Origin of the sequence: Mesorhizobium sp. CA16 (assembly GCF_020165175.1) — a bacterium.
Taxonomy (GTDB): Bacteria; Pseudomonadota; Alphaproteobacteria; order Rhizobiales; family Rhizobiaceae; genus Mesorhizobium.
On sequence record NZ_JAIUHP010000012.1, the window covers coordinates 90,942 to 117,530 of the forward strand.

At 61.8% G+C, this 26,589-nt stretch carries 28 protein-coding genes; 15 read left to right on the plus strand and 13 right to left on the minus strand.

Annotated features, from left to right (window positions below; genetic code table 11):
* Window positions 1–160 precede the first annotated feature (160 nt).
* Window positions 161–466, plus strand: a complete 306-nt coding sequence (locus tag LB525_RS17905; RefSeq protein WP_224545590.1) for an HTH domain-containing protein — start codon at window positions 161–163, stop codon at window positions 464–466.
* Here the strand turns inward: LB525_RS17905 and LB525_RS17910 are convergent.
* From LB525_RS17910 to LB525_RS17960, 11 genes are all read right to left on the minus strand, one after another.
* Window positions 429–704 carry a hypothetical protein gene (locus LB525_RS17910; RefSeq protein ID WP_224545591.1) on the minus strand — a complete coding sequence of 92 codons (276 nt, stop codon included), beginning with the start codon at window positions 702–704 and terminating at the stop codon, window positions 429–431. The genes LB525_RS17905 and LB525_RS17910 overlap by 38 nt on opposite strands.
* A gap of 60 nt (window positions 705–764) precedes the next feature.
* On the minus strand, window positions 765–983 hold the full coding sequence (locus LB525_RS17915; protein ID WP_224545592.1) for a hypothetical protein: 219 nt from the start codon (window positions 981–983) through the stop codon (window positions 765–767).
* A 2-nt stretch (window positions 984–985) separates the two neighbouring features.
* A complete protein-coding gene (locus LB525_RS17920) occupies window positions 986–1,708 on the minus strand; it encodes a hypothetical protein (RefSeq protein ID WP_224545593.1) in 723 nt (240 codons plus the stop codon).
* A 13-nt stretch (window positions 1,709–1,721) separates the two neighbouring features.
* Complete coding sequence (locus tag LB525_RS17925) at window positions 1,722–2,090, minus strand: hypothetical protein (protein ID WP_224545594.1); 369 nt, start codon at window positions 2,088–2,090, stop codon at window positions 1,722–1,724.
* Complete coding sequence (locus LB525_RS17930) at window positions 2,090–2,533, minus strand: hypothetical protein (protein WP_224545595.1); 444 nt, start codon at window positions 2,531–2,533, stop codon at window positions 2,090–2,092. Before LB525_RS17930 ends, LB525_RS17925 begins: the two co-directional genes overlap by 1 nt.
* The gene (locus tag LB525_RS17935; protein WP_224545596.1) at window positions 2,530–3,975 is read right to left on the minus strand and encodes a hypothetical protein; all 1,446 of its coding nucleotides are present in this window, start codon (window positions 3,973–3,975) and stop codon (window positions 2,530–2,532) included. The genes LB525_RS17930 and LB525_RS17935 overlap by 4 nt, the downstream gene beginning before the upstream one ends.
* Window positions 3,972–4,382: a hypothetical protein gene (locus tag LB525_RS17940; protein WP_224545597.1), complete on the minus strand. Its 411-nt coding sequence runs from the start codon at window positions 4,380–4,382 to the stop codon at window positions 3,972–3,974. Before LB525_RS17940 ends, LB525_RS17935 begins: the two co-directional genes overlap by 4 nt.
* Before the next feature lie 637 nt (window positions 4,383–5,019).
* Window positions 5,020–6,567 carry a TOTE conflict system archaeo-eukaryotic primase domain-containing protein gene (locus LB525_RS17945; RefSeq protein ID WP_224545598.1) on the minus strand — a complete coding sequence of 516 codons (1,548 nt, stop codon included), beginning with the start codon at window positions 6,565–6,567 and terminating at the stop codon, window positions 5,020–5,022.
* Between the two features lie 235 nt (window positions 6,568–6,802).
* Entirely contained in the window at window positions 6,803–7,000 is a 198-nt protein-coding gene (locus tag LB525_RS17950) for a helix-turn-helix domain-containing protein (protein ID WP_224545599.1), read from the minus strand.
* 69 nt (window positions 7,001–7,069) lie between these two features.
* Window positions 7,070–7,471 carry a hypothetical protein gene (locus LB525_RS17955; protein ID WP_224545600.1) on the minus strand — a complete coding sequence of 134 codons (402 nt, stop codon included), beginning with the start codon at window positions 7,469–7,471 and terminating at the stop codon, window positions 7,070–7,072.
* Window positions 7,449–8,711, minus strand: a complete 1,263-nt coding sequence (locus tag LB525_RS17960; protein ID WP_224545601.1) for a tyrosine-type recombinase/integrase — start codon at window positions 8,709–8,711, stop codon at window positions 7,449–7,451. The genes LB525_RS17955 and LB525_RS17960 overlap by 23 nt, the downstream gene beginning before the upstream one ends.
* 339 nt (window positions 8,712–9,050) lie before the next feature.
* Between LB525_RS17960 and LB525_RS17965 the strand changes: the two genes are divergently transcribed.
* The 3 genes from LB525_RS17965 (at window position 9,051) to LB525_RS17975 (ending at window position 11,159) form a co-directional block, all read left to right on the plus strand.
* Window positions 9,051–9,632, plus strand: a complete 582-nt coding sequence (locus LB525_RS17965; protein ID WP_224545602.1) for a VOC family protein — start codon at window positions 9,051–9,053, stop codon at window positions 9,630–9,632.
* Between the two features lie 23 nt (window positions 9,633–9,655).
* Entirely contained in the window at window positions 9,656–10,510 is an 855-nt protein-coding gene (locus LB525_RS17970) for a glutathione S-transferase family protein (protein WP_224545603.1), read from the plus strand.
* A 283-nt stretch (window positions 10,511–10,793) separates the two neighbouring features.
* Window positions 10,794–11,159 (plus strand): hypothetical protein, encoded by a 366-nt coding sequence (locus tag LB525_RS17975; protein WP_224545604.1) that lies wholly within the window; start codon window positions 10,794–10,796, stop codon window positions 11,157–11,159.
* Window positions 11,160–11,309: 150 nt separating this feature from the next.
* Here LB525_RS17975 and LB525_RS17980 read toward each other — a convergent pair whose 3' ends face one another.
* Window positions 11,310–11,531, minus strand: a complete 222-nt coding sequence (locus tag LB525_RS17980; protein ID WP_140545139.1) for a hypothetical protein — start codon at window positions 11,529–11,531, stop codon at window positions 11,310–11,312.
* Between LB525_RS17980 and LB525_RS17985 the strand changes: the two genes are divergently transcribed.
* From LB525_RS17985 to phoB, 8 genes are all read left to right on the plus strand, one after another.
* Entirely contained in the window at window positions 11,524–11,814 is a 291-nt protein-coding gene (locus LB525_RS17985; RefSeq protein ID WP_224545605.1) for a hypothetical protein, read from the plus strand. The genes LB525_RS17980 and LB525_RS17985 overlap by 8 nt on opposite strands.
* Before the next feature lie 442 nt (window positions 11,815–12,256).
* Entirely contained in the window at window positions 12,257–15,601 is a 3,345-nt protein-coding gene (locus tag LB525_RS17990; protein WP_224545606.1) for a response regulator, read from the plus strand.
* Window positions 15,602–16,094: 493 nt separating this feature from the next.
* The gene (gene pstS / locus LB525_RS17995; protein ID WP_224545607.1) at window positions 16,095–17,153 is read left to right on the plus strand and encodes a phosphate ABC transporter substrate-binding protein PstS; all 1,059 of its coding nucleotides are present in this window, start codon (window positions 16,095–16,097) and stop codon (window positions 17,151–17,153) included.
* A 64-nt stretch (window positions 17,154–17,217) separates the two neighbouring features.
* A complete protein-coding gene (pstC, locus tag LB525_RS18000) occupies window positions 17,218–18,204 on the plus strand; it encodes a phosphate ABC transporter permease subunit PstC (protein ID WP_224545608.1) in 987 nt (328 codons plus the stop codon).
* Between the two features lie 3 nt (window positions 18,205–18,207).
* Window positions 18,208–19,059: a phosphate ABC transporter permease PstA gene (pstA, locus tag LB525_RS18005; protein ID WP_095767368.1), complete on the plus strand. Its 852-nt coding sequence runs from the start codon at window positions 18,208–18,210 to the stop codon at window positions 19,057–19,059.
* Window positions 19,056–19,859, plus strand: coding sequence for a phosphate ABC transporter ATP-binding protein PstB (pstB, locus tag LB525_RS18010; RefSeq protein WP_140545897.1), 804 nt, complete (start codon window positions 19,056–19,058; stop codon window positions 19,857–19,859). The genes pstA and pstB overlap by 4 nt, the downstream gene beginning before the upstream one ends.
* Before the next feature lie 20 nt (window positions 19,860–19,879).
* On the plus strand, window positions 19,880–20,587 hold the full coding sequence (gene phoU / locus LB525_RS18015) for a phosphate signaling complex protein PhoU (protein ID WP_095767370.1): 708 nt from the start codon (window positions 19,880–19,882) through the stop codon (window positions 20,585–20,587).
* A 16-nt stretch (window positions 20,588–20,603) separates the two neighbouring features.
* Window positions 20,604–21,293: a phosphate regulon transcriptional regulator PhoB gene (phoB, locus tag LB525_RS18020; protein ID WP_010911896.1), complete on the plus strand. Its 690-nt coding sequence runs from the start codon at window positions 20,604–20,606 to the stop codon at window positions 21,291–21,293.
* Window positions 21,294–21,625: 332 nt separating this feature from the next.
* Here phoB and LB525_RS18025 read toward each other — a convergent pair whose 3' ends face one another.
* Window positions 21,626–22,867 (minus strand): ROK family protein, encoded by a 1,242-nt coding sequence (locus tag LB525_RS18025; RefSeq protein WP_224545609.1) that lies wholly within the window; start codon window positions 22,865–22,867, stop codon window positions 21,626–21,628.
* Between the two features lie 268 nt (window positions 22,868–23,135).
* Between LB525_RS18025 and xylF the strand changes: the two genes are divergently transcribed.
* The 3 genes from xylF to LB525_RS18040 all read left to right on the plus strand — a co-directional run bounded on the left by xylF (window position 23,136) and on the right by LB525_RS18040 (window position 26,578).
* Entirely contained in the window at window positions 23,136–24,176 is a 1,041-nt protein-coding gene (gene xylF, locus LB525_RS18030) for a D-xylose ABC transporter substrate-binding protein (protein WP_095767551.1), read from the plus strand.
* 232 nt (window positions 24,177–24,408) lie between these two features.
* Window positions 24,409–25,761: a sugar ABC transporter permease gene (locus tag LB525_RS18035; protein WP_224545610.1), complete on the plus strand. Its 1,353-nt coding sequence runs from the start codon at window positions 24,409–24,411 to the stop codon at window positions 25,759–25,761.
* Window positions 25,762–25,777: 16 nt separating this feature from the next.
* Window positions 25,778–26,578, plus strand: coding sequence for an ATP-binding cassette domain-containing protein (locus LB525_RS18040; RefSeq protein WP_224545611.1), 801 nt, complete (start codon window positions 25,778–25,780; stop codon window positions 26,576–26,578).
* Window positions 26,579–26,589: the final 11 nt, after the last annotated feature.

Below are 26,589 nucleotides of genomic sequence, written 5' to 3' on the forward strand. Positions count from 1 at the left end.
ATGCTGGCGTTGACCTTCGCCGAATCTGTAACCGCTTTGGTTACAACTGCAAAAATTGTAACCGTTTTGGTGACAACTATCAGTTCGTCTACCGATCTGATGCGCTGCCCTACACCTGTCTTCGTCCAAACAAGGACACAACCAGACAGGAGAATCAGCAATGTCCAAGAGCAAGACCGAAGCCGCCAAGCCTGCCACCAAGAAGTCCATCGTTCTGGAAATGCTGCGTGAGGGTAGCGTGAGCGTCCAGCAGATCGCTGAGAAGCTCTCAATCAGCAAGCAGGCCGCCTACTCGCTGATAGGCGATGTGAAGCGCGGCGGTGTCGCCGTTAACGGCGCCCTCAAGGATGGCGCGATGCACTACAGCGTGGGCGAGGGTAAGAAGCCCAAGGCAAAGGCCGCACGCGCCTTCGGCAAGGGAGCGACCGTCAGCGACGCTCCTTCATTCCAGACAGAAGCGAATTGAAGTAGCCGGCAGAGGGGGCGGATCGCTTATCAAGCCACACCGCTCCCTCTTCGCCTTGGACCAGCCGTTCCACGATTGTATCGACGCTGCTCAGGCCATAGCGCGTTTTCGCTAGAACGACGAAGCCCTTCCCCGTCTCAGACGCCTCCAACTCGAACTCGTTCTGCTCCATCAGCATCGCTATCGCGCCTTCAACGAGGCCGGGCTTGACGCGGGCCTTCGTCAGGGCGCGGTGCAACGCACTTTCCACCTGCCCATCGCGGCGCGCTTTTTTCGCCGCTTCAACCTTCGCCGGCCCTTAGGCCTTGAGCTTTTCGATCTTCGCATTGAGCTCGGCAATCTCGGCCAGAGCCGACGTGGCGTAGTCCGCTGCACGGCTCGACAGAACAAGATCGCCGTCCGCATGCCCACGCTCACCATAGGCGAGGCGATAGGGTTCCGGCACTGATTCCAGCTCAGCTACAGTGATCTTCCGGCGCAGCTTCACGCCGCCAGTCTCATAAAAAATGTCAGCCATGTTTATGCTCCTTGTCCTGCATGCAAACGCTGCGCATCTTCGACCGCCCGCGCATTGGCTGCCGCCAGCCGAGCCGCAGGGGTATCGGCAGCGGAATTGACGATGGAAACGAACAGGTGGCCTGACCGCTCGGTCGCCTCCACCGCCTTCCGCAGCCTTTGCAGGCGGGCGTAGTCGGCGGGATGGAGGTGCGCCCGATAGTGATGGCGAATGCTCTCCAGCTGCGCTTCGCCCAAGCCGCTAACCATGGCAGGCCTGCGCAGGATGGCAGCGAGGATCGTCTCGTTGTTGTCAGCCTTCGCCTTTGCGACGGCGTCGGTGCGTTCCTTGTCGCCCATAGACGCTAGCGTGCGCGTGATGTCACTCTCGATGGATAGAGCAACGTTGTCCTTGGGAGCGGGCGGGGCGCTGATCCGCTTCTCAATGGCCTCTATCTCAGCGATAGCCTTGCTGCGCGCGGCGTCCATCTGCCCCGCAACGCGCTGGCCGGTCTTGCGTGCAGCCTCCGCGATCCGCAGAATATTCCACTCGGGCGTCACGGATCGGTCGGCAGTCGCCGCTGTTTCATAGTCGCGCAGGCTTACTGCGCCCTCGCGCGCCAGCTTCACCGCGTTCGATAAGCTGCTCATCACAGGATCAGCGACAGGGGAGCCGGTAGTCGGATCGATCTCTGCGTGTCGATCCACGAATGCTTCGTTCAGGTCTAGGGGGACTTTAATTGCCATGATAATCTCTCCATCAGACTTTTCTATTTTCCAGAACGAGCAGGGCGCGCGAGACCCGGCAGGTTGCGGCCTCAATCGCTATGAACCCGCCGTTTGGTAGCGCACGGCTTCGTGGCGCGAGCAGCACGCGCGCGTCGTCGCCGTCGAAGCTCATGAACGCGCCGGGTAAGCCATCTACTTTCACGGCTTCGCCGGACTCGAAGGTTGGCGTCTCTGCCGGAATCAGCATCGACGTGCTTTTCTGAAAGCCGCTGAATGAACCGTCCGAGTTCTTGCGGATCAGTTTCGCGTCTTGCCCGCCGGACGCGTTGCCGACGAAACCCAAGACGCAATATTTCAGACCGCTCCCGAGCAGAACGATGTCGCCAACCGCAACGGTCATCAGACTTCTCCCGGTAGGGCTTGCCGCCAGTTCGCGTTGGCAGGAACGTCCGCCCCTGTCAGCTTGTTGAAAGCGATGCGCCAGCGGGTGGACCATTCGCTACCGCCCGTTGCCCGCTGAAGCCGTGCGAACATGCCGTCCTCACAATCGCGGCACAGAAACGCCATTTTGCGATTGTCCTCGTGCAGCGTGTAGATGCCATTCAGTTGGCTGGCGCTGTGGTGCAACCGATCATCGGCGGGGTACAGGTTGTAGATGACCACCGACCGCGTGCCATCACGCAGGAGCCGCACCGCGAAGTAATGCGGCCAGTCGGGCAGGCCCGCTACGTCATGCGCATCCAGCACAAAGGCGATGACCCATATGTGGCCATTGGCACCTATGTAGTCGCCCGGACGCAGGAGCCTTGGCAGTTCGGTTGAATGGCTTCTCATATCACTCATACCGGAATGGCCGTGGTTTTGGTGACCGTCTGACGCCGAGCTTGCGCGATGAGCGCTAGGCATCCAGCCACAGCGTTCGCAACGTCATCGTGTGCATTCGGAGAATGGTCGATTACTTCGCGGCCCCCGCCTGTGACGCGTCTTTGCAGACCGACGAGCTGGCTGACCAGCTTCCCGTGATCCAGAAGCTGGATTGAGCGGCTGTTGAGCATCGGCAGGAAGTTCAAGAACAACTCGCTCTTATTTAGCGAGGACTTCAAATATCGGATGCCGTGTCGGTCGAATGCATCAACGACCCACTGAGCCGCGTAGTTGTCACCGTGCACGCTGTCGCAGCCATATGACTTCAGCGTCTCGCAAAACTGCGCCACCACTAGGTCTGGGCTGAACCGTGGCTTCACCTCGACCACCTTGTCCAGAACAATCAGATCCTTGCCAAGCTGCCTGTCGTCCAACCCATCATGCCCGATTGCCAATGTCATCGAGTCGGTGCCACTGCCGCCCGCCGGGTCACAGAAGGCCGTGTAGGGTTGCCGCAACGCGTTTGGCAGAATAGCTGCCAAGCCCTTGGCCATGCACGTTTCCACAATTGCGGCGTCCACAAAGGCCGCCAGGTCCTCACGGAATTGTCCCAACCATTCAGCGCTCGCCGCGGCTGCATCCTTTTGCACTGCGCGGTCAACGACACGCTGCGGCAGGCTCGGATTGAAATCACGGCTGGCCCCGCGGGCTACCAAAACTAAGGGATCGCCCTTCGGGCCGAAGTCGCGTTGGACCGCCGCGTATACTTCTCCCATCTTGCCGAACGGCGAGCTAATCGCGATCAATGGTCCAGACGTGGTGGCGAGCGAGGGACGAACGGCATTGAGGATTTCCTTGTCTGTGTTCGCGCTATGCTCCTCGGACTGGAAGAACGCCAATTCATCGAAAATTGCGCCAATGCTGGTGACGCCGCGCAACCCGCGCCATGTCGCCGCCCGCACTTCCAGCTCAATGCCGGTCTTAAGCTTGATGATGTCGGCGCTGATATTTTCGACCTGTTGGGCGAACAGGGGCAGATCGGTAAAGATTGCCTTCGCATACTCGAAAGCGATGTTCGCCTGCTTCTGGTTGTAGCCCATGTATTGGAGCTTCCCGATCTCACCGGGCACGAGCACGTCGCTCCAATCGACTAAGGCGGCTAGATAAGTGCTGAGGACGCTCATGGCGCGGGTCTTGCCGCCGCGCCGTCCGATGACGCCCCAGAATTCCTCGCAAGCTTGGAGGGGCTCATGCTCGCGCTGGGTGAGGGCGGTGAAGACGATGCGCTCGTCGTCCGTAAGCGGCTCGCCCATCATGGCGATCAGCAGGATGCGCCACGGCAACCAACTGTCGCCGGCCAAGATGGTCCCGAACAGGTTCTCGTCTTCAAGTGCATGGCGCATGGTGACGAGAGGTGTCATGCCGATGCCCCTTTCTTCGCGGCGAGATATCCCTTGATCGTCTGGGGCGGCTTTTCCCGGCGCTTCATGCCTAGCCTCTCCAACAGGCGACCAAGGTTCCCGGCGGTGCGACTGTACAGGTCAAGGGTCCGCTCCCCGACTGTCGGGTCCTCAGCGAAGCGCGTTTCAAGCTTCTCCAATTCGATGGTCAGCACAGCAACGCGCCGGATCGTGGACTTCTCGGCGGCTGACACGGCATCAAGCCCGCCTCGGTCGGCCAAGTGCTCCGCGATGATCTCCTTCATGCGGCGCACGTAGACGGAACGCTCGTCCTTCGCGCCAAGCAGGGTGGCGCTGCCATTTGCTATCTGGGAGCGCTGCGGGGACGGCGCATAAGCAACAGGGGGCTGATCGGGTGGGCGATCCATGGGCGAGTTTTGCTTCCATTTTTCCTGTCATATTGCACAACGATTAGACAGATGAAGCAAAGCATAGCTGGAAGCGAAGCTTAAAGCACTGTATTTATTTGTATTATAGTGTCGCAAACTGTAGCGGTTCCCGCTGTGTTCAAGCCTTAACTTGGCTTTTGCGGGTTGGTTAGAGGGGGCGCCAGTGCTGCGCTACAGGGGAGGAGCGAAGGGGCGTGGGAAAACACCCGATTTTTCGGGTTTCTTCATCACCGAAATACAGCCGCCTACAGGGGCGTCTCGCTGCTTCCAGTGTAGTACTCGGGCACGAGGCGGTTCCGCCCCACAGCCCGGCTCTGCCCGGCACGCCATGGCATTTCCAGAAGCGCTTGGCGCGCTAGCTGCGCCGCCCTTAATGCGCACACAGGGGAGCATTTTCAGAAACAGTTCCCCGCACACGTCGGATATGGGTTCACTGCTATCCCTGTTATGGTCCAAAAACCTGGGATAACTCACTGCTATAACCTGCGAAAGCACAACAGTTGCAATGCTTTAACGGGTGCCGGTTATCCCGTTATCCCGACATTCGCAAAAGCAAAACAAATTTTTTTTTTGCTACGTGCGTATTAGCATAACCGCCATAACCGCCATAACCGCCTTAGAACTCGATTGTCCCACTTCCAAACGCTAGGGCTGGCTCGTCCTCGGACTCAGGCGGCAGCGCATCCTCCTTGATCACCCATACATTGACAGTGCCGCCGGCCCCTGGCTTCACCCTCAATGTTTCATGCACGCACCCCATGTCTCGAAGCATCTGGAAAACGTGATGCATCGACTTAAACTTGAAGCCTTGAACATCGAGATATTTTCGCAATCCGATCGCCTTAAACCAAACCTCACCGTCGCCCGTGATGAAGGGTGAATGACTTTCCGCCAACTGCGCCTTGGTCGTCGTGCGCGCCTGGCCTCGACAGTACATATGAACGATGCTTTTGAACTGACCGAACGTTGACGCTTCCTCTGGTACCGGCTCCTCGGTGCAGTTGCGCATGGCGGTGTCGATCTTTCGCTCCCATTGCGCTTGCGGCAATGTAGGGAGATAGCGATTGATTTCTTGGCCGACCTTCTCTTGAAATAGCTTCTGGTTCATCAACTCTCGCGTCTCCAGCATGACGCGTTTGCCGTCGATCTCAAGGAACCATAAAACAGGATCGCTCATGTATTTGGTGAGCTGGCCAAGTTCCGGCCCGCTGTCGCCTATCCCGCAAGCACGTGTCTTGCATACGGCTCGGTCGCAATAGTCCTTAATCGGTGGCTTTCCGCACCGGTAAAAATAGTCCTTCTTGCTGACGCTTTTGGCGATAGTATTCACTTCATCCAGCGTCAACGGCGGGTCGCACATTTCCGCATTGTAGGCAGTGAGCTTGTCCTTCCAGTCGTCACTGAAACGCTTCTTGAGGTAAACACCAACGTTGTACATGCCATCGTTCCGCGTCCCATCAGGGAAGCCGCCGTGGGCGTGAAGGAACTGGAGGCATGGGGGTGCGTCAGCAAGCAGATCGTTCGGCGCAGAGGGTGGCAGGACTTCAATCGCCGCAAGTTCGGCTTCTGTGACGCTCGTATCGGCTGCACGTGCTAGAAACGCAGGGAGGGAAAGCACCTCACCATCTTTGATGGCGTAGCGGTTTGTTCGCTCTGCGTAGAAATATGGCATGTTCAGCCAATTGCCGGTATCGCGTTCATCATGACGCGATGTCTGCTTTGGGAAGATCTCGCATCCGCCATGCCCAAGAGCGGCGGCAATGGCAGTCAGCTTCTCCACCATCAACCCAGCTGCGACCGGCTCCTTCGTGAACAGGAAACAATGTGCCCCACCAGACTTGGATCGGAAGACGATGAGCGGGAGCTTCAACTGCGTGATCTTGGCTTCGAGCGCCTTGTGATCAATGCCAATGATATCAATGTCTATCACGCCCCAGACAACCGTGTTGTCCTGTTTCAAAGGAATGATGCCAATTCCAGGGGGATTGCCCTCAACGTGCGCGCGCCAACGGCCAACGGTGATGGGCTCATGCACTGTCTGAGCTTTCCCCTGCACCTTGCCCTTTGGATCGGGCGCACCGGTGGCGTAGACTCCGTAGGCTTTTTCATATCCGTCGAAACGTTTCGACAGTGCGAGTATGGGATCGTCGCTAAATTGGTCCATGAGCCGCAAGTCCTTGTTATGGTTACAATTCGCGGCTAATGTCCCCGTCGAGGATACCGCAAGTCCCCTCAGCTCTCTGCCCGCCGCGCGGCTCAATCGCTCGCGGCGGGTTTTTCTTGACGGGGGCGCCCGCTCTCAGGAAACAGCAAACCGGAGAGCGGGCGCTATGCCAGGTCGCTGACCTTGCGAGGGGAGAAAGCACAAGCACCCTCGCTCACGCGCGCCATGGCTTTGTTCAAGCTGCCTCCAGCGCTTCAGCAGTGCGCGCTTCCCGCCACGCAAGAGCGGCGTCGTGGGAGATCATGTAGCGGCCGCCAACGCGCATCAGCTTTGGCCCGGTGCCAAGCTGCCGCAGACGGTAGAACTTGGTGCGGCTGACCTTTTCGATCTCGCACCATTCATCGATGGTATATGACGGGAGAAGCGTTTCCATGAATGTGCTCCGTTGTTAGGGGCACACTTTGGGACAGCGTGGGATAGAAACGCTAGCGCAACGAAGTGGTCATGGTTTTTTGCGGATTTTCCCGTGGCTAAGACGACTCTTTAAGCGACCATCAACGACGCCAAACTCGGCTGCGATAGTCTTCCTTAAGTCTTCCGCCTTTCCGTAGAGGTTTCCCTCCGCTCGAATTTCCGCTGCGCGACGCCAGTACTCGGCAACCGCTAAATCAAGCTTTACGTTAGGCCTGACGGACCCCCGTGGCCTGCCCCCATTCAGCTTGCTTTTCCCTGTCACTAAGTCCGCATGCATCCCTTCGTGAAACATGTCCTCATATTGGGGGTCGTGCTGCCGGGCTTCGATCAGTTTCGCGTAACGCTTAGCGATCACTTCTTTCTTCAGGCCAAGCCACTGGTCGAGGCCATCCCGCTCAGGATTGGGTTCACGATTGGAGCGCTTCGACATTCGTCTTCTCCACCACGCCAAAGCGAGGAGCGCCGGCTTTGATTGCTTCCTTCACATACGAGGGCGTCAGATGACCATAGTGCTTCTCGACCATGCGGGTATCAACATGCCCGAGGTTCTTCGCCACCACCATCAGCGGCATTCCGTTCATGACCGACAAGCTCGCCCACGTGTGGCGCAGCTCGTGGAACTTCACAGGAGGGCTGATTTTCGCCTGCTTGCATGCCTCGATCATCGGGCGCGACTGATGCGACTCACGCCACTCCGTTCCATCGGCCTTCACTAGCATCAGTTCGGAGCCTTCCCTGCCAACTGTGATGGACTTGAAGAACTCTACCCCTTCCTCGGTCAGGTTGATGTGTCGCGGCTTCCCTGTCTTGCTTACACGGATCGCCAGTGTCTCGGCTGCAGCGTTGAAGTCCCTGACGCGCAGACGGCAGAGCTCGCCATATCTGCAGCCCGTTTGCAACGCAGCTTGCACTAGCTTGCGGAAGTCGGCGGCACTCGCGTTGATCAGCCGCTGCGCTTCCGACACGTGCAAGAAACGAATGCGGGCGCTGTCCACGTCCTCGAATGCCTCAACGCGCCGCCATGCTTTGTCATCCTTCACCTTCTCCTCGCGAAAGGCTCGGTTGAGAGCCGCCTTGAGAACGGTCAGCACCCGGTTCGCCGTGGACTTGCGTCGGCGCTTCGTCTCGTCGTCCATTTGGATGGTTGAAAACTTCTGCTCCTTACCCTTCTTGGTACGGAGGCGAGGGGGCGTGGCGGCAAGCTTGTTATGCCATCGCCGTATCTGCTCCGGCGTCAGGTCTGCCACAACGATTTTTCCGAACTCGGGTCGGATAAGCTGCTCGACGGTTATCTCTGTATCGCGATACGACTTCTGCCGCTCCTTGGCGTGAGCCAGGTAATCGTCTAACGCCTCGCCCACAGTGTAGGGCGACGCTGGACCCTCGCGCTTCGCCGCCAGGATGGCACGCGCCTTATCGACGGCCTGCCACCAGTTGAGCACTTCCACGCCGTCCGCGTCCAACACATCATCAGCAGTGCCGATCTTGGCGACCTTGTAGTTTTGGTCGCCGACGTACGAACGCATCACCCAGACTGAAGCGACTTTCCCTTTCCGATAACCCACATGCAGCCCCTCAGCGATGCTGCGGTAGTAGGGGTCGCCTCTCGCTTTCAGCTTCTCGCGGGCTGCTCTCGATTCCAGATTTACGTCCCTAACGCGCTTTGCCATTTTGGCCTCCTGGATTGCCTTTGTGCAACGTTTGTGAAATATAACAGCTTGTCACAGGGCGGTACAGGGCGGGACAGTTTAGGGAATTAATATAATAACATCAGATGCTTATACGAAACAACGTGGGACATAGCGGGACGGATTTGGGGCTCTCTCACGGCGGGAACAGGGGTTCGATTCCCCTTGGGCGTACCAAGCAACTCTCCTGTAGACCGAAAGACCAATCCCTGCTGGGTCCAATCTGGCGTTCGCGCGTTCGTCCGTTCTGGCGCAGCGCTTGCAGTTGCTTTAGCATTCCCTTGCACAAAGCCTGCCGCAAGTGCGGGCGGGAGGAGTCCAATGCGGAAGCTGCAGTCGCAAGGCGTTCATCACATCACGCTGGTCGGCGCCGGGCGCCAGACCTCGATCGACTTCTGGGAGGGCGTGCTCGGCATGCCTTTCATCTTCGAGCAGCCCAATCTCGACAAGGCGAGCGAAAGCCATCTCTATTTCGATCCCGGCGACGGGCGGCTGATCACCGTCTTCACCGACGAGACCCGGGTCCCGGTCAAGCGGCGGACACCGACCGATATAGGCTGCGTCCATCACATCGCGTTCTCGGTGTCGCGGGTCACCTTCCTGCAGGCAGTCGCGCGGCTCGACGAGCGCGGTATCAAGCACAGCGGCGTCAAGGATCGCGGCTTCATGGATTCGATCTATTTCGAAGATCCGCTCGGGCTGTTGATCGAGCTCGCGTCCTACCGCTTCGACCCGCCGTCCGGCTTCACCCATGCCGACGTGCTGATGGAGGCGCACAAGATCCGCGTGGCGCGCGGGGACTACAACATCGCCGAATTGCACCTTGCCGACGCCATCCAGGCGCTGGTCGAGCGGTCACGCGCAACCCTGTCGGAAAACAGGGCGCCGAGGAATCCGTACTGAGCAAGCAAAGGGAGGGACATGAAATGGCAAAAGCCGCAACAAAGAGCGCGAAGAAACCCGCTGCCAAGACCGCGCCGAAAGCCGCGGTAAAAGCCGCCGCGAAATCGGGCGCCAAGACATCGGCGAAGGCGACTGCCAAAGCGGCCGCGAAGGCGACCTCGAAAGTGGCCAAGCCAGCTAAGAAGCCTGGCATAAAACTCAGCATGCTGAGGCCGAGCGTCAACAACATGACGGTGCGGGTGTTCGCGCGCGCGGCCGGGCTCGATCCGGCGGAGACCGATGCCTGGGGCCTTACGCGTTCGCCCGAATTCCTGGCGCGCAATCCGGCGCATCTGACGCCGATGATCGAGGACAAGGGCCTGCCGCGCGGCGTGCTGTGGGAAAGCTGCGCCATCATGCAGTATCTCGCCAACAAGCACGGGCTGGACAAGTTCTATCCGAAGGCGCCGGCCAAGCGGGCGATGATCGATAGCGCCATGTTCTACCTGGTCGGCACGCTCTATCCCTATGTCGCGCGCGCGACGTATCCGGCGCTCGGCTTTCCGCAATATGCCGGCGAGGTCGGCCACAGCGACGCCCATCCCGACAAGAAATCGGAAGCGCAGAAGGCGGCGATGGCTGCGATCGCCGAGCCGCTCGAGGTGTTTCACTCCTTCTTTCGCAACGGCAAACCATTCATCGGCGGCAACAACCCGTCGATCGCCGATATAAGGCTGGCGGCAACGCTCGAATTCCTGGCGGTCATCGACTACGCGCTGCCCAGCTGGGCGAAGGAATATATGGCGGCCATGGAAAAGAAGCTCGGCAAGGCCTATGCGGAGCCGGCAGGCGACGTGCGCGGCTACATCGCGCATGTGAAATCGCAGGCCAGGGCCTAACAGCCGGCTCAGGTTAAGGTTTCATTTACCCAACGCCTGTCTACTGGTCACAGTCCTCGCCGCGACCACGGATGTACTGGCGCGAAGCGGAGGCGAAGGGAAAGGTCGGCCCGGCGCCGGCCTTTTGCTTTTCCGGCGGTTGTATCGCCTCCCATCGGCAATCACGACATACGACTTATCCGGTGCCAGACCGGTTGAAATCCTATTGTCATCGGCAGGATTGATCCTACCATTACCTAAGGTTGACAGGTGCGAGCCGGGCAAAAAGCGGATGAGGACGGCGATGAAAAGAACGGTAAAACTTTCCGCGGTTGCGGTCGCGCTCTTGGCGAGCGCCGCGGCCGAAGCCGCGCCGCTCAACGGTATGAACGAGATTGGCGCCGCCTTGCTCGCTTGCTGGACGCCGCCGGCCAATTCCGACAATTCCTCGGTGACGCTCAGCTTCAGCTTCAAACGCGACGGCACGCTGATCGGGCCGCCGAAAACAACCGCTATCCATGTCAGCGGCGACGACAAGGCGCGTAAGGCGTATATCGACGCTGCGACCAAGGCCCTGAACGATTGTCTACCGCTCAGCCTTTCGCCCTCGCTGGCGCAAGGCATCGCCGGAAACGTCTTCACGCTGCAGTTCAACTCGCCGAAGAAGTAGGCCACGGCGAAGGCACCGAGCCTAAGGCGCGTCGCGATCTTTCTAGATTCGCTCCATGCGCTTTAGGTTTTTAGGCATGTCTTTATCCCGAAATCGGTTCCACTTTCGGCAGACATGTTCTAACTGTGTCGCACTTTCCTGGAATTGCTTTCAGGTCAAACCGCGTGCGCGCCTGATCTGGGCGTGCTTTTCCAACTCCGGCATCTCGAAGACATAATCGTTCCAGGCGGAGTCCGGAATCTGCCCGGCAAGGTAGCAATCCAGCAGAAGGCTTTGTTCGGGGGTAAGGGCTCTCGGCGCATGCTCATGATCCAGCCCAAGCGAATGGATCAGGTTTCTGGTCAGGCCAGAGACGGTGAAGTGAATGGACATCTTCGGTCTCCCTCTGCGCTGCGCGGATCGCATCAACGCCAACAACGTCCGGCGCCGGGCAAAGGTTTCATCAGCGATCCGTGATCGCGCCGCGGTCGCGGTCGGGCTGAATCTGTCGGGCTGTCTTTCTTCACGGGCCGTGGATCCAGCCGGCATCGACCGGCGGATTGAGGCAAAGCTACTCGCAGATGACGCGGTAGCGCTTGCCGGTTTCGCCGACATTCCTGCAGGTAAGAGCGGTCTGCTCGTCCGAAGACTGATCAGCCAGATTCTGGTTATATGAAGGCCTTGCCGGAGACGTGGAATAGCGCCTGACCGACGGGCCTTGCGGCGCGCCCGGCGGCGGCAAAGGAAACACGTCCGACGCGATCTGCCGCGACGCGGTCGTTCCCGGCGGCGCCTTGTCCCAGACACGTCTGACGTCCATCCGGCTAGGGACGATGACCGTGCCGTCGTCGCTGCGCGCGCAGCCGCCCGCCGCAAGCAGCGCCGGACACAGGATGAAAGCCGCGATTCGACCAAACATTAGCAACACCTCAGGCACCTTATAATGCGTTGTTGCCATCATCGCCAACGGGCGGATTACCGCAGCCGGCGCCAGGGTCGGAAGATGGCTCAACGGCACCGGGTGGCAGGCGGTTGCAATCATTATGGTTAGCGGATCGTTAATGCTTGTCGGGCACATTCCCCCGACGGACCGGCACAGTTCGGCCTTGGGGGTAGGAATGGCGGATACGGACGGGACTGTCGAGGCGGACAACAAGGCGGACAGACGCGGCAACGAGGCCTTTCTCGGCGACGTCCACGATATGGCCGGGACCTCGGAGGCGCTTGCCAATCTCAGGCTGATGGTCGATTCGATGCCGATCGGCGTCATCGTTCTCGATGCCGAATTGCGGGCGGAGGTGGTCAACCGGGCATTTTACGACTTCTGGCAGATCGATCCGCAGCGCGCTCCGGCCGGCAGTCGTTTTCGCGACCTCATGGAAGCCAGTCGTGATGCCGATCCGTTCGGCGCCGAGGAACAGGCCTGGCAAAGCCATGTGGCCGAACGGGAGGCCGAAATCCGGGCTGGAAGCGCAGGGTCCAGGCAGTTACCGCGCAAGGACGGCCGCACGCTGATCGCCTCGCTGGCGCCTCTTCCAGGCGGCAAGCGGCTGATCTCCTATGTCGACATCACCGACATGAAACAGCGCGAGAACGAGGCGGAGGACGCGCGCAAGAATCTCGTCACCGTGCTGGAGTCGCTGCCGGCTGGCGTCATCATCTACGATCGCGACGACCGCTTCGTCTTCGCCAACCGCAAGCTGCAGGATACGCTGCCGGCGCTGAAGCCGGCCTGGCAGCCTGGCCGCACGTTTCGCGAGGCGTTGGCGCTTGGCCACTCCGTCGGCTACTTCCGCTCGAGCGGCGACCCCGGAATCGACAGCCTGTATGGCGTCGACACCGAGCGTTGGCTTGACGCCATGCTCAAGCGGTACCGTTTGCCGAGCTCGGCCTACGAACGCCTCAACGCCGACGGGCGCTGGTACCAGGTCTATGACATGCGTACCGACGACGGTACATTCATCGGCGTGCGTGTCGATATCACCGACATCAAGGCGCGCGAGAAGGCGTTGCGCGATTCCATGCGCCAGATCGACCTTTACCGGCATGTGATGGACGAATTGCCCGTGGCAGCCTTCATCAAGGCCGACGATCTCACCATAGAATTCGTCAACAAGGCCTGGTGCGCGCTGACCGGACTGCCCAAGGACGAGGTGCTCGGCAAGACCGATCGCGAGCTTTTCGCGACCGAAGAGGCGGACGGTTTCAGCAATGACGACAACGAAGTCGTGGCGACCGGCGCGGGACGCGAGATCGAGGAAGCCGTCACCCACCGCGACGGCACGGTGCGCCAACTGATGACGCGCAAGAGTCGGCTGGTGGCGATCGACGGGTCGGTGCATCTGGTCGGCTCCAGCACCGACATCACCGACGTCAAGGCGCGTGAGCAGGCGCTGCGGCAGAGCATGAGCGAGAACGAGGTGTTCCGCAGCCTCATCGACAATGTGCCGGTGTCGATCTACGCCAAGCGCTCGGACCTCAGGCAATTCTATGTCAACAAGGGCTGGTGCGATCTCACCGGCTTCAGCAGGGAAGAAGCGATCGGCAAGACCGATGTCGAGATTTTCGGCGCGGACGGCGAAGCCTTCGTCGCCGGCGACCTTGCCGTGCTGCGCACCGGCGAGACGCAGGAGATCGAAGAGACGGTGACGATGCCGGACGGCAGCGTCAGGCACCAGTTCGCGCGCAAGGGCGCGATGATTGCCTCGGACGGCTCGCTCTATCTCATCGGTTCCACCACCGACATCACCGAGCTCAAGCAGCGCGAGGCGGAGCTCAGCGAGGCGCGCCGGCGCGCCGTGCTCGCCGACCGGGCCAAGTCGGAGTTCCTCGCCAATATGAGCCACGAGATCCGCACGCCGATGAACGGCGTTCTTGGTATGGCAGAGCTGCTGGCAAAGTCGGACCTCGATCCGAAGCAGAAGACGTTCACCGATATCATCGTCAAATCCGGCAATGCGCTGCTCACCATCATCAACGACATCCTCGACTTCTCGAAGATCGATGCCGGCCAGCTGGTGCTCGACCCTGCGCCCTTCAATCTGGCCGAGGCGATCGAGGATGTGGCGACGCTGGTCTCGACGCGCGCCAAGGAGAAGGACCTCGAGCTCATCGTTCGCATCCAGCCGGGCCTCGACGGCCAGTTCGTCGGCGATGTCGGCCGTGTAAGGCAGATCGTCACCAACCTGCTCGGCAACGCGGTGAAATTCACCGACAAGGGTCATGTCCTGGTCGACGTGACGGGTGAGCGGGTTCCGGCGGGAACGAGGCTCACCATTTCCGTGACCGATACCGGCATCGGCATTCCGGAAGACAAGCTGAAGCAGGTTTTCGAAAAGTTCAGCCAGGTCGACACCTCCTCGACCAGGCGGCATGAGGGCACCGGGCTTGGCCTTGCCATCACCTCGCGTCTGGTCGAGATGATGGCCGGCGAGATCGGTGTCGACAGCGCCGAAGGCAAGGGTTCGACCTTCTGGTTCACGATCACGCTGCCCAAGGCCGAGCAGGGCGGGCAGCGCATCATGCCGGTCGACGTCACCGGCGCGCGCGTGCTCATCGTCGACGACAATGCCGTCAACCGCTCGATCCTCAGCGAGCAGATGGCGTCGTGGACGTTCGATTCCTGCGCGGCCGAAAGCGGCGCCGAGGGGTTGAAGGTGCTGATTGCCGCCGCCGCCTACGGCGTGCCGGTCGACTGCGTCGTGCTTGATTATCAGATGCCGGGCATGACCGGCGCCGAGATGGCGCGCATCGTGCGCAATACGGCGGGCCTGGCGCATACGCCCATCATCATGCTGACCTCGGTCGACCAGTCGCTTGCCGGCACGGCCTATCGCGACCTCGGCATCGATGCGCAGCTGATCAAGCCGGCGCGCTCCTCCATTCTCCTGGAAACGCTGGTCTCGACCATCCAGCGCCACCGCCACAGCAGCGCGGCGGCGCAACCCGCCATTGGCACCGCCAGCCCCCCGCGAGCCGCTCCGGCGCAGACGGCGGCATCGGAGCGCGCCATGCTGCAACCGCCCCCAGCGCGGGCGCGTCCGCGCCCCGCCGATGCCGAGCGCGAGCTCGACATCCTCGTCGCCGAGGACAATGAGGTGAACCAGATGGTGTTCACCCAGATTCTTGGCGAGACCGGTTACCGCTTCGAGATCGTCGGCAACGGCCGCAAGGCGCTCGACGCCTTCGGCAGGCTCAATCCGCGCATGATCCTGATGGATGTATCGATGCCGGAAATGAACGGGCTGGAGGCGACGGGCGCCATCCGCCGGCTCGAGGAGGACATGGACACGCATGTGCCGATCGTCGGGGTCACCGCGCATGCACTGAAGGGCGACCGCGAACGCTGCCTGGAAGCCGGCATGGACGATTACCTGCCGAAGCCGATCAGTCCGCGGGCGCTGCTCGAAAAGCTCGAGCGCTGGCTGGGTTCGGACGTCGAGACCCGGCGCAACGCCGGCTAGAACGAATTTGGCGGGCAGGACGGCGGCAAGGGGCTGACGCATGCGTATGGTGCGATCGCACCATACCAAAGCAAGCGCCAAGCTCGGACAATCATGACATTGATTCCGCTCTTCGGTTACGGGCGGGAGCAGCGACCGCCGACAAGAAACAGCGTCGACTCTACCCCAACGGACCCTGTTTTCGGCGATGGCCAGGCCATGATCCGCTCTGGCTTACAGGCAACGCACTCTCGTCCGGATTTTATTTCCCGGCGGCCGTCATCCGGCCGCCGGGATAAATTTTGTTTCAAAAGTCAGACAAGTTGCTGATTTCCGCGGCAAACTCCGTCCGGCCCTTCGAGGCCGCTGCGGAACCCTTCCGAGCATCCTCGTCCAGACGTTACCGGGCTGACACGAAACTGTCATGCGACTGTAATAATCGAGGGCTATTGCGCTGACCGGGCGCCGATACAACGGGTGCCGAAAGACCATCTTCCGAACAGGAGCAGGCCACATGAGACATTTCATCCGCTCTGCGGCCGTTGCAATTGCAATGGCTGCGGCATCAACCCTTAGCATGGCCGCCGCGATGGCAGCCGACATTTCCGGCGCTGGCGCCACCTTCCCCTATCCGATCTACGCGAAGTGGGCCGACGCCTACAAGAAGGAGACCGGCATCGGTCTCAACTACCAGTCGATCGGCTCCGGCGGCGGCATCAAGCAGATCAAGGCCAAGACCGTCACCTTCGGCGCTTCTGACGCGCCGCTGAAGGGCGAGGATCTCAACTCCACCGGGCTCGCGCAGTTCCCGATGGTGATGGGCGGCATCGTTCCGGTCGTCAACCTCGAAGGCGTCAAGCCGGGCGAGCTGGTGCTCGACGGTCCGACGCTCGCTGACATCTTCGCCGGCAAGATCACCAACTGGAACGACGAAGCAATCAAGAAGCTCAACCCCGACGTCAAGCTGCCCGACCAGGCGATCGCCGTCGTCCACCGTTCGGACGGCTCGGGCACCACGTTCAACTTCAGCTACTACCTGGCCGATGTCAGCGCCGACTGGAAATCGAAGGTCGGCGTCAACACCGCGCTCGAGTGGCCGGTGGGCATCGGCGCCAAGGGCAATGAAGGCGTCGCCAACAACGTGTCGCAGACCGGCGGCGCGATCGGCTATGTTGAATACGCCTATGCCAAGCAGAACAAGCTGACCTACACCGACCTGATCAACAAGGACGGCAAGAAGGTCGAGCCGACCGCCGCCGCGTTCTCGGCCGCTGCGGCCAATGCCGACTGGAGCTCGCAGCCGGGCTACGGCGTCATCCTGGCCAACCAGGCCGGCGCCGAATCCTGGCCGATGACCTCCGCCACCTGGATCCTCGTCTACAAGAAGCCCGACGACGCCGCGGCGACGACCGAAGCGCTCAAATTCTTCGCCTGGTCCTATGCCAAGGGCGATGAGCTGGCCGCCGGCCTGGACTATGTTCCGATGCCCGACGCGGTCGTGAAGAGCGTCGAGGAAATGTGGAGCAAGGACATCGTCGACGCGAACGGCAAGCCGCTCTACTCCGGCATGTAATTCCCGCAAAATAAGGAGGGCGTCTACGGCGCCCTCCTGTCTCTTTCGAAATGCGAGGGGCTAAATGACAGCCGTTTCCGAAGCCGCGACATCGTCCGCCCTGCGGACCAGAGAAGCGACGGTGCGCCGCTTCGCCGTCACCGACATGGTTTTCCGGACGGCGACGCGCCTTTCCGCCATCCTCGTGCTCGTTCTGCTCGGCGGGGTCGCGATCTCGCTGGTCGCCGGATCGTGGGAGGCCCTGTCGAAGTTCGGCTTCTCCTTCCTGACCACCGAATCCTGGAACCCGGTCACCGAGAATTTCGGCGCGCTCGCGCCCATCTACGGCACCATCGTCACCTCGGCCATCGCCATTCTTATCGCCGTGCCGATCGGCATCGGCATCGCCGTCTTCCTGACCGAGCTTTGTCCGCGCCCGCTCAGGCGTCCGATTGGCATCGCCGTCGAGCTGCTCGCCGGCATTCCCTCGATCATCTACGGCATCTGGGGCCTGTTCGTCTTCGCGCCGTTCCTGCAGACGACGGTCCAGCCCTTCATCATCTGGCTGTTCAAAGGCATCCCCGGCCTCGACAGCCTGTTTGCCGGTCCGCCCTACGGCATCGGCCTGCTGACCTCGTCGCTGATCCTCGCCATCATGGTGCTGCCTTTCATCACCTCGATCACCAAGGACGTGTTCGACACGGTGCCGGCGGTGCTGAAGGAATCGGCCTACGGCATCGGCTGCACGACCTGGGAAGTGACCCGGCGCGTGACCATCCCCTATACCCGCATCGGCATCATGGGCGGCGTCATGCTCGGCCTCGGCCGCGCGCTCGGCGAGACGATGGCCGTCACCTTCGTCATCGGCAACGCGCACCGCATCAGCGCCTCGCTGTTTGCGCCGGGCACGACGATCTCGGCGACCATCGCCAACGAATTCACCGAAGCCGACGGCAACCTCTATACATCCTCGCTGGTGTCGCTCGGCCTGATCCTGTTCATCATCACCTTCATCATCCTCGCGCTCGCACGCTACATGCTGCTGCGCATCGATAGCCGCACGGGAGCCTGACCGATGTCGACTGCCGCATCGCTTCACCAAAGCCGCAAGCGCAAGAATGCCGTGATGATGACGCTGTGCGTCGTCGCGGCGGGCATCGGGCTGGCCTGGCTGGCGCTGATTCTCGGCGCCCTGCTCTACAAGGGGCTTTCCGGGGTGTCGCTCTCCGTGTTCACGGAAATGACGCCGCCGCCCGGCGATGCCGGCGGCCTGCTCAATGCCATCTACGGCAGCATCGTCATGACGATCATCGGTATCGTCGTCGGCACGCCGATCGGCGTGCTGGCCGGCACCTACATGGCCGAATACGGACGCTTCTCGAAGCTCACGACGGTGGTGCGCTTCATCAACGACATCCTCTTGTCGGCGCCGTCGATCATCATCGGCCTGTTCGTCTACGAGCTGATGGTGCGGCCGATGGGGCACTTCTCGGCGATTGCCGGCGCGGTCGCGCTGTCGATCCTGGTGATCCCCGTCGTGGTGCGCACCACTGAGGACATGCTGAACCTTGTGCCCAACGCGCTGCGCGAAGCAGGCACCGCCATCGGAGCGCCGCGCTGGGTGGTGATCCGCTCGGTTGCCTATCGCGCGGCGCTCTCCGGCATCGTCACCGGCATCCTTTTGGCGATCGCCCGCATCTCCGGCGAGACGGCGCCGCTTCTCTTCACCGCGCTCAACAACCAATTCTGGTCGAGCAATCTCAATGCGCCGATGGCCAGCCTGCCGGTAACCATCTTCCAGTTCGCTCTCAGCCCCTACGAGGAATGGCAGCAACTGGCCTGGACGGGCGCACTCATAATCACCCTGACGGTTCTCGGGCTGAGCATCATCGCCCGCAGCCTAACCGGACGCAGAGAGGACAGATGAAACCGATGTTGTCCACCGACCTGAACGCAGCCGACACGACCGTCGAGAAAGCCAAGATCGAGGTCAAGAACCTCAATTTCTACTATGGCCAGTCGAAGGCGCTGAAGGACATCAACCTGTCCCTGCCCGAGCGCAGCGTGACCGCCTTCATCGGCCCGTCGGGCTGCGGGAAGTCGACGCTGCTGCGCGTGCTCAACCGCATCTACGAGCTCTATCCGAAACAGAGCGCCGAGGGCCAGGTGCTGCTCGACGGCAAGAACATCCTCGACCGTTCGCAGGACCTCAACCTGCTGCGCACCAAGATCGGCATGGTGTTCCAGAAGCCGACGCCGTTCCCGATGTCGATCTACGAGAACATCGCTTTCGGCGTCAGGCTCTATGAGAAGATCAGCAAGGCCGAGATGGACGGCCGCGTCGAGCAGGCGCTGAAGCGCGCAGCACTCTGGAACGAGGTCAAGGACAAGCTCAACGCCAGCGGCCTCAGCCTCTCGGGCGGCCAGCAGCAGCGCCTGTGCATCGCCCGTACCGTTGCGGTGAAGCCCGAGGTCATCCTGCTCGACGAGCCGGCCTCGGCGCTCGATCCGCTGTCGACCGCCAAGATCGAGGAACTGATCGACGAGCTGCAGGCCGACTACACGATCGTCATCGTCACCCACAACATGCAGCAGGCGGCGCGCGTGTCGCGGCAGACCGCGTTCATGTATCTGGGCGAGCTGGTGGAGTTCGACCGGACCGAGAAGATCTTCACCTCGCCCCGCGAAAAGCGCACGCAGGACTACATCACCGGCCGCTTCGGCTGAGCTCATACGAGGACATCATCATGGCCGAACATACCGTCGCTTCCTTCGACGAGGATCTGAGGCAGATCAGCCGGCTCATCAACGACATGGGCGATCTCGCAGCCTCCATGGTCGGCGCTTCGACCAAGGCCCTGCTCGAGACCGACAATGCCATGGCGCAGCGCGTCGTTTCCGACGATGCCATCATGGACGCGCGCCAGCGCGAGCTCGACGACCGCGCCATCACGCTGATCGCCAAGCGCCAGCCGATGGCCGACGACCTGCGCAACGTGGTCGGCTCGATCCGCATGGCGGGCGACCTCGAGCGCATCGGCGACCTCGCCAAGAACATCGCCAAGCGCGTCGGCTCGGTCGGCGTCAGCGCCGCGCCGCGCGACCTCACGCATTCGATCGATTCCATGGCGCAACTGGTGCTGATCCAGGTCCAGGCCGTGATCCAGGAATATACGGTGGGCGACGCCACGGCGCTGGCCAAGCTTCGCAACGACGACGAGCGCATCGACGTCAAATACACATCCGTCTTCCGGGAGCTCCTGACCTACATGATGGAAGACCCGCGCAACATCACCGCCTGCACGCATCTTCTGTTCTGCGCCAAGAATCTCGAGCGCATCGGCGACCATGTGACCAACATCGCCGAGAACGCCTATTATGTGCTGACCGGCACGCAATTGCCCGCGAATCGTCCCAAGCAGGACGAGACGACAATGTCGGCGCCGGCGGCCTGACGAAGGGTATCTGCCAATGATCGCGCCACGCATCATGGTGGTGGAGGACGAGGAGCCGCTTGGGGTGCTGCTCCGCTACAATCTCGAATCCGAGGGTTACCAGGTCGAAGTGGTGACCCGCGGCGACGAGGCCGAAATCCGCCTTCAGGAAAACGTTCCCGACCTGCTCGTGCTCGACTGGATGGTGCCGGCGGTTTCCGGCATCGAGCTCTGCCGGCGCCTCAGGATGCGGCCCGAGACCGAGCGGCTGCCGATCATCATGCTGACGGCGCGGGGCGAGGAAAGCGACCGCGTGCGCGGCCTTTCGACCGGCGCCGACGACTATCTGGTCAAGCCGTTCTCGACGCCGGAGTTCATGGCGCGCGTCAAGGCGCTGCTGCGCCGCGCCAAGCCGGAGGTGCTGTCCAGCGTGCTCAAGGTCGGCGACATCGTGCTCGACCGCGAGTCGCACCGCGTCTACCGCAAGAAGAGCGAAATCAGGCTCGGCCCGACCGAGTTCCGGCTGCTGGAATTCATGATGCGTCATCCCGGCCGGGTGTTCTCGCGCAGCCAGCTGCTCGACAATGTCTGGGGCGAGACGATCTATATCGACGAACGCACCGTCGACGTCCATGTCGGCCGCCTGCGCAAGGCAGTCAACAACGGCCGCATGCCGGACGTCATCCGCACCATCCGCGGGGCGGGTTACGCGATCAGGGAAGATTAGGGATAGGGGCCGAGACGCTGACGGGTTCTGTGTCTCCAGCATCGGATCGCGTGCATTGGCGGTTAGCCGAGACGCTTGTGCTTCGTCATCCACGGGCGGAGCAAGGAGCGCAGCGACGCAGCGCAGACCCGAGGATCCATTCCGTGATGTCGATGCGTTGCGACAGTCCAGAATTCTGTGCCGCTGCGCCCGACGCGTGAGGTAGCGGCATGGATTCCAGGGTCTCCGCGACGGAGCTTCGCTCCTGCTCCGCCCTGGAATGACGAAGCTGCGGGGCCTTCCCTTCGCTAATTCAAGCGTCTGCTGCTGTCCCGGACCTCTTCAAGGCTGCCTCAGGCCACGTTCTTTCCCGTCCCCACTCTTGCCTGGCCTCCCGGCGCGAAAATCTCCTGGTCGACGAAGGTCAGCGCGCGCATGGCGCAGCCTTCGCGGATCAGCGGCAACTCGTTCGGCTCGGTGTCGAAGGAGATCGATTCGGAGTGCTGGCCGCCGGCCGTCTGGGCGATCGCTTCCCTTAGCGCCGGCTCGATTAGGTCGAAGGCGGCCGCGCTGACGCCGACCATGGCGACAGGCGCCGGGTCGATGAGGGCGAACAGGCTGCCGAGACCGAAACCAAGCGCTTCGCCGGCCCGGCGGTAAGCCTCCCGTTCGGGGCCGTCCCTCTCGCGCGCCTTCGCGGCAAGGGCCCGCATGTCGGCGTCGCCGACGTCGACCGGCTCGGCGTCCTCGCTCATTTTCATGGCGCTGCGCCAGATCGCATAGTTGCCGGCATAGGCCTCGACGCAGCCGCGGCGGCCGCAGCGGCAAAGCGCCCCGCCCGGGCGGTGAATCATGTGGCCGAACTCGCCGCCGGATGAATGCGTGCCGGTGAACAGCGCACCCTTGAGCACGAGACCCATGCCGATGCCGTGCGACAACAGGATGGCGATGAAGTCGTCGCGATAGCGCTCCGGGTCGCGCCATTGCAGGGCCACCGCCATCATGTTGCAGTCGTTCTCCATGGTGGCGGAGATGCCGAACTCCTTCTCTAGGATGTCGGCGAAAGGAATGTCGGTCAGCGGCGTTATCGGCGACCACAGCATGGAGCGCGCATGCGAATCGGTGATGCCCTGAATGCCCATGGCGATGCGGGCGACGCTGCCAATGTCGAGGTCGGGATCCTGCAGCCGGCGCCGCACGATCGCCACGCATTCGCCGATCAGCTCGTCGCGGGGCATGACAAGCGTGTCCAGGCGTTGCTGCTCCTCGGCGACAACCTGGCCGGCATAGTCGATCACGGCGACCGACAGGAAGTTCAGAGACAACACCACGGTCAGCACCGCGGCGGCTTCAGGGTTCAGCGCCAGGCCGATCTGCGGCCGGCCGCGCTTCAACGCCGTCGGCTCGCTGGCCTTGCTTTCGGTGAGAATGCCCTCCTGGATCAGGTCGGCGGAGATCGCCGAAATGGTCGAGTGGCTGAGCCCGGTGGTGGCGGCAATTTCGGTCCGTGATGGCTGACTGGCGCGGCGTACCGCCGAAATCACCATGGCGCGGTTGCGCCGGCGCAAATCGTCATGGCGGATTCCGACCGACATCGTTTCGCACGTCCTCCCCGGTCATCGCGGCCTTGTGATAATGCCATGGCCTGTCGCTGACACGCTAGGGATTGTGGCAGAAGCCAGGGGCCATGTCATTATTTATTGCGGATACCGAAAAAAATGCCTGAGCCCATCAAAACCCATCAGAATCTCGGTTGACAGCGCTGTTGTGCTGGACCACTATTTTTTTGAGGCTCGAAAAAAAGCCTCTGTGCCGGCCTTCGGGCCAGTCTGGGTCGCGCCGCACGGGCGCAGGGAGGATATCATGAAGAAATTTGCAGCCGCCATTCTGGCGGGCGTTGCCATGTCGCTGACGCTGGCGTCCGTCGCCGAGGCGAAGGACAAGGTGATCGGCGTGTCGTGGTCGAATTTCCAGGAAGAGCGCTGGAAGACCGACGAAGCCGCGATGAAGGCCGCCATCGAGGCTGCCGGCGACAAGTATATTTCGGCCGACGCGCAGTCTAATCCGGGCAAGCAGCTGACCGACGTCGAAAGCCTGATCTCGCAGGGCGCCAACGCGCTGATCATCCTGGCGCAGGATGCCTCGGCGATCGGCCCGGCGGTGCAGAAGGCGCTCGATGAAGGAATCCCGGTCGTCGGCTACGACCGCCTGATCGAGAACAAGGACGTGTTCTACCTGACCTTCGACAACAAGGAAGTCGGGCGCATGCAGGCCCGCGAGGTGTTCAAGGCCAAGCCGGAAGGCAACTATGTCTTCATCAAGGGCTCGGGCTCCGATCCGAACGCCGACTTCCTGTTCGCGGGCTCCATGGAAGTCCTGAAGGACGCCATCGACAGCGGCAAGATCAAGAATGTCGGCGAGGCCTACACGGACGGCTGGCTGCCGGCCAACGCGCAGAAGAACATGGAGCAGTTCCTGACCGCCAACGACAACAAGGTCGACGCGGTCGTGGCTGCCAATGACGGCACCGCCGGCGGCGTTGTCGCGGCGCTGACGGCGCAGGGGCTGGCCGGCACCGTGCCGGTCTCGGGCCAGGACGGCGACCACGCGGCGCTCAACCGCATCGCGCTCGGCACGCAGACCGTGTCGGTGTGGAAAGACGCGCGCGAGCTCGGCAAGAACGCCGCCGAGATCGCCTCGCAGCTCGCCGACGGCAAGAAGATGGGCGATATCGCCGGCGCCAAGGACTTCACGACGCCCGGCGGCAACACCGTCAAGTCGCTGTTCCTGACGCCGGTCGCGATCACCAAGGACAACCTCAACGTCGTCATCGACGCCGGTTGGATCAAGAAGGACGAGGTCTGCGCGGGCGTGCCCGCCGGCAGCGTCCAGGTCTGCAACTGAGCCTTGCCGACGTTCGATCAAAAATACCTGCGCCGCGGCCAGGAGCGGTTCAATGAACCGCTCCTGGTTTTTGTTGCCGCAATCCCGGACGGAAAACCGCTACGCACTTTTCCTGGGATTGCCTTAAAGCCGCGGCGTTTTCTCAAAAGATTTTGCCGTTCTGCCTCAGGCGGATAGCTTCTAGGCTGAGTTCCGGCATCCGCGCCAGACGGCAAGCCGGTGGGAGGAAATCATGACCGACACGACGTCTACCCAACCGGCGGACACCGCGCGCGCGTCGGAACTCGGCACTGTTGCCCGGTTCCTGAAGGCGACCGAGCTCGACACCCGCATGCTGGGCATGATCGGCGCGCTGCTCCTCATCTGGATCGGGCTGCATGTGATTTCCAGCCTGCGGCTTGGCGTCAACCCGCTCGACTTCGACAGCCGCACGTTCCTGACGCCGCGCAATCTCTGGAACCTGTCGGTTCAGTCTTCGGCTGTGGCGATCATGGCCTCCGGCATGGTGCTCGTCATCGTCATGCGCAACATCGACCTGTCGGTCGGGTCGGCCGAAGGGCTGATCGGCATGGTCATGGGCTTTGCCCAGGCGCATTTTCTGGTTCGCTTCGTCGGGCTTGAACTGGGAAACCCCTGGATCTGGGTTCTGGCGTTGCTGATCGGCCTGGCGCTCGGCCTCATCATCGGCGCCTTCCAGGGCTTCGTTATCGCCTATCTCGAAGTGCCGGCCTTCATCGTCACGCTTGGCGGATTGCTAGTATGGCGGGGCGCTGCCTGGTGGGTCACCAGCGGTCAGACCGTTGCGCCGCTCGACGCCACGTTCCAGTTGATGGGCGGCGGCCCGGCGGGCTCGATCGGCGCCAGATGGAGCTGGGCCGTCGGCATCGTCGCCTGCCTGGCGGTTATCTTCATGCATTTCAACGGCCGCGTGCAGCGCAAGCGCTTCCGCTTCCCGCTGCGTCCGGTCTGGGCCGAGACGCTGCTTGCCACGGTTACCTGCGCGGTCATCCTGGGCGCGGTGTGGCTCGCCAACTCCTATCCGTGGCCGGTCGGCATCGTGAACCGCTACGCCGCTGCCAACAACATCATCGTGCCCGAAGGCGGGCTGTTCATCGCGCACGGTATCGCCATTCCGGTCCTGATGGCGGTCGCCGTCGGCTTGATCATGACCTTCGTCACCAAGCGCACTAGATTCGGCCGCTACGTCTTTGCCATCGGCGGCAATCCGGAAGCCGCCAATCTCGCCGGCATCAACACGCGCTGGATCACCATGAAGGTGTTCATGATCATGGGCGTGCTGGCGACGATCGCGGCGGCGATCTCATCGGCTAGGCAGAACTCCTCGACAAACGCGCTGGGGACGCTGGATGAACTGCTGGTCATCGCCGCGGCGGTCATCGGCGGCACGTCGCTCGCAGGCGGTTCCGGAACCGTGCTCGGCGCCATGCTGGGCGCATTGCTGATGCAGTCGCTGCAATCCGGCATGGTGCTGCTCGGCGTCGATTCACCGCTGCAGAGCATCGTCGTGGGCGCCGTGCTGGTCATCGCGGTGTGGCTCGACACCCTCTACCGCAAGCGCGTCTGATAGCAGGAGAAGGACCATGGCTGAAAAATCGTCTCCCGCCGGCGTTCCGCTGGTCGACATGCGCAACGTCTCGATCGCCTTCGGCGGCATCCGCGCCGTCGACGACGCATCTGTCGATCTTTTCCCCGGCGAAGTGATGGCGCTGCTCGGTCACAATGGCGCCGGCAAATCGACGCTGATCAAGATCCTGTCCGGCGCCTACAAGCGCGACAGCGGACAGATATTCATCAATGGCGAGGAGGCTTCGATCTCCAATCCGCGCGACGCCAAGAAATACGGCGTCGAGACGATCTATCAGACGCTGGCACTGGCCGACAATGTCGATGCCGCGGCCAATCTCTTCCTCGGCCGCGAGCTGATGACGGGTTGGGGCACGCTCGACGACGTCGCCATGGAAGCCGAAGCGCGCAAGGTGATGGGCCGGCTCAATCCGCGTTTCCAGCGCTTCAAGGAGCCTGTCGTCAAGCTGTCGGGCGGACAGCGGCAGTCGGTGGCGATCGCGCGCGCGATCCTGTTCAACGCCCGTATCCTGATCATGGACGAGCCGACGGCGGCGCTCGGCCCGCAAGAGACGGCGCAGGTCGGCGAACTGGTCAAACAGCTCAAGGCCGACGGCATCGGCATCTTCCTGATCAGCCACGACATCCACGACGTGTTCGAGTTCGCCGACCGCGTCTGCGTGATGAAGAACGGCCAGGTGGTTGGCACCGCGCGCACCACCGATGTTACCCAAGACGAGGTGCTCGGCATGATCATTTTGGGCAAATGCCCGCCGGGCGCCATTCCGGGCCCGGGGGCGCTGAAAATCGCGGCATGAAGTCGAACTGG

Coding starts and splice junctions, on each gene's coding strand:
- LB525_RS17960 (WP_224545601.1), bottom strand. CDS start 8,711: ATGGCAAAGCGCGTTAGGGACGTAAATCTGGAATCGAGAGCAGCCCGC.
- LB525_RS17965 (WP_224545602.1), top strand. CDS start 9,051: ATGCGGAAGCTGCAGTCGCAAGGCGTTCATCACATCACGCTGGTCGGC.
- phoB (WP_010911896.1), top strand. CDS start 20,604: ATGATCGCGCCACGCATCATGGTGGTGGAGGACGAGGAGCCGCTTGGG.
- pstC (WP_224545608.1), top strand. CDS start 17,218: ATGACAGCCGTTTCCGAAGCCGCGACATCGTCCGCCCTGCGGACCAGA.
- phoU (WP_095767370.1), top strand. CDS start 19,880: ATGGCCGAACATACCGTCGCTTCCTTCGACGAGGATCTGAGGCAGATC.
- xylF (WP_095767551.1), top strand. CDS start 23,136: ATGAAGAAATTTGCAGCCGCCATTCTGGCGGGCGTTGCCATGTCGCTG.
- LB525_RS17940 (WP_224545597.1), bottom strand. CDS start 4,382: ATGGATCGCCCACCCGATCAGCCCCCTGTTGCTTATGCGCCGTCCCCG.
- LB525_RS17985 (WP_224545605.1), top strand. CDS start 11,524: ATGGACATCTTCGGTCTCCCTCTGCGCTGCGCGGATCGCATCAACGCC.
- pstB (WP_140545897.1), top strand. CDS start 19,056: ATGAAACCGATGTTGTCCACCGACCTGAACGCAGCCGACACGACCGTC.
- LB525_RS17970 (WP_224545603.1), top strand. CDS start 9,656: ATGGCAAAAGCCGCAACAAAGAGCGCGAAGAAACCCGCTGCCAAGACC.
- LB525_RS17980 (WP_140545139.1), bottom strand. CDS start 11,531: ATGTCCATTCACTTCACCGTCTCTGGCCTGACCAGAAACCTGATCCAT.
- pstS (WP_224545607.1), top strand. CDS start 16,095: ATGAGACATTTCATCCGCTCTGCGGCCGTTGCAATTGCAATGGCTGCG.
- LB525_RS18035 (WP_224545610.1), top strand. CDS start 24,409: ATGACCGACACGACGTCTACCCAACCGGCGGACACCGCGCGCGCGTCG.
- LB525_RS17925 (WP_224545594.1), bottom strand. CDS start 2,090: ATGACCGTTGCGGTTGGCGACATCGTTCTGCTCGGGAGCGGTCTGAAA.
- LB525_RS18025 (WP_224545609.1), bottom strand. CDS start 22,867: ATGTCGGTCGGAATCCGCCATGACGATTTGCGCCGGCGCAACCGCGCC.
- LB525_RS17990 (WP_224545606.1), top strand. CDS start 12,257: ATGGCGGATACGGACGGGACTGTCGAGGCGGACAACAAGGCGGACAGA.
- LB525_RS18040 (WP_224545611.1), top strand. CDS start 25,778: ATGGCTGAAAAATCGTCTCCCGCCGGCGTTCCGCTGGTCGACATGCGC.
- LB525_RS17935 (WP_224545596.1), bottom strand. CDS start 3,975: ATGACACCTCTCGTCACCATGCGCCATGCACTTGAAGACGAGAACCTG.
- LB525_RS17945 (WP_224545598.1), bottom strand. CDS start 6,567: ATGGACCAATTTAGCGACGATCCCATACTCGCACTGTCGAAACGTTTC.
- LB525_RS17975 (WP_224545604.1), top strand. CDS start 10,794: ATGAAAAGAACGGTAAAACTTTCCGCGGTTGCGGTCGCGCTCTTGGCG.
- LB525_RS17950 (WP_224545599.1), bottom strand. CDS start 7,000: ATGGAAACGCTTCTCCCGTCATATACCATCGATGAATGGTGCGAGATC.
- LB525_RS17955 (WP_224545600.1), bottom strand. CDS start 7,471: ATGTCGAAGCGCTCCAATCGTGAACCCAATCCTGAGCGGGATGGCCTC.
- pstA (WP_095767368.1), top strand. CDS start 18,208: ATGTCGACTGCCGCATCGCTTCACCAAAGCCGCAAGCGCAAGAATGCC.
- LB525_RS17920 (WP_224545593.1), bottom strand. CDS start 1,708: ATGGCAATTAAAGTCCCCCTAGACCTGAACGAAGCATTCGTGGATCGA.
- LB525_RS17915 (WP_224545592.1), bottom strand. CDS start 983: ATGGCTGACATTTTTTATGAGACTGGCGGCGTGAAGCTGCGCCGGAAG.
- LB525_RS17930 (WP_224545595.1), bottom strand. CDS start 2,533: ATGAGTGATATGAGAAGCCATTCAACCGAACTGCCAAGGCTCCTGCGT.
- LB525_RS17905 (WP_224545590.1), top strand. CDS start 161: ATGTCCAAGAGCAAGACCGAAGCCGCCAAGCCTGCCACCAAGAAGTCC.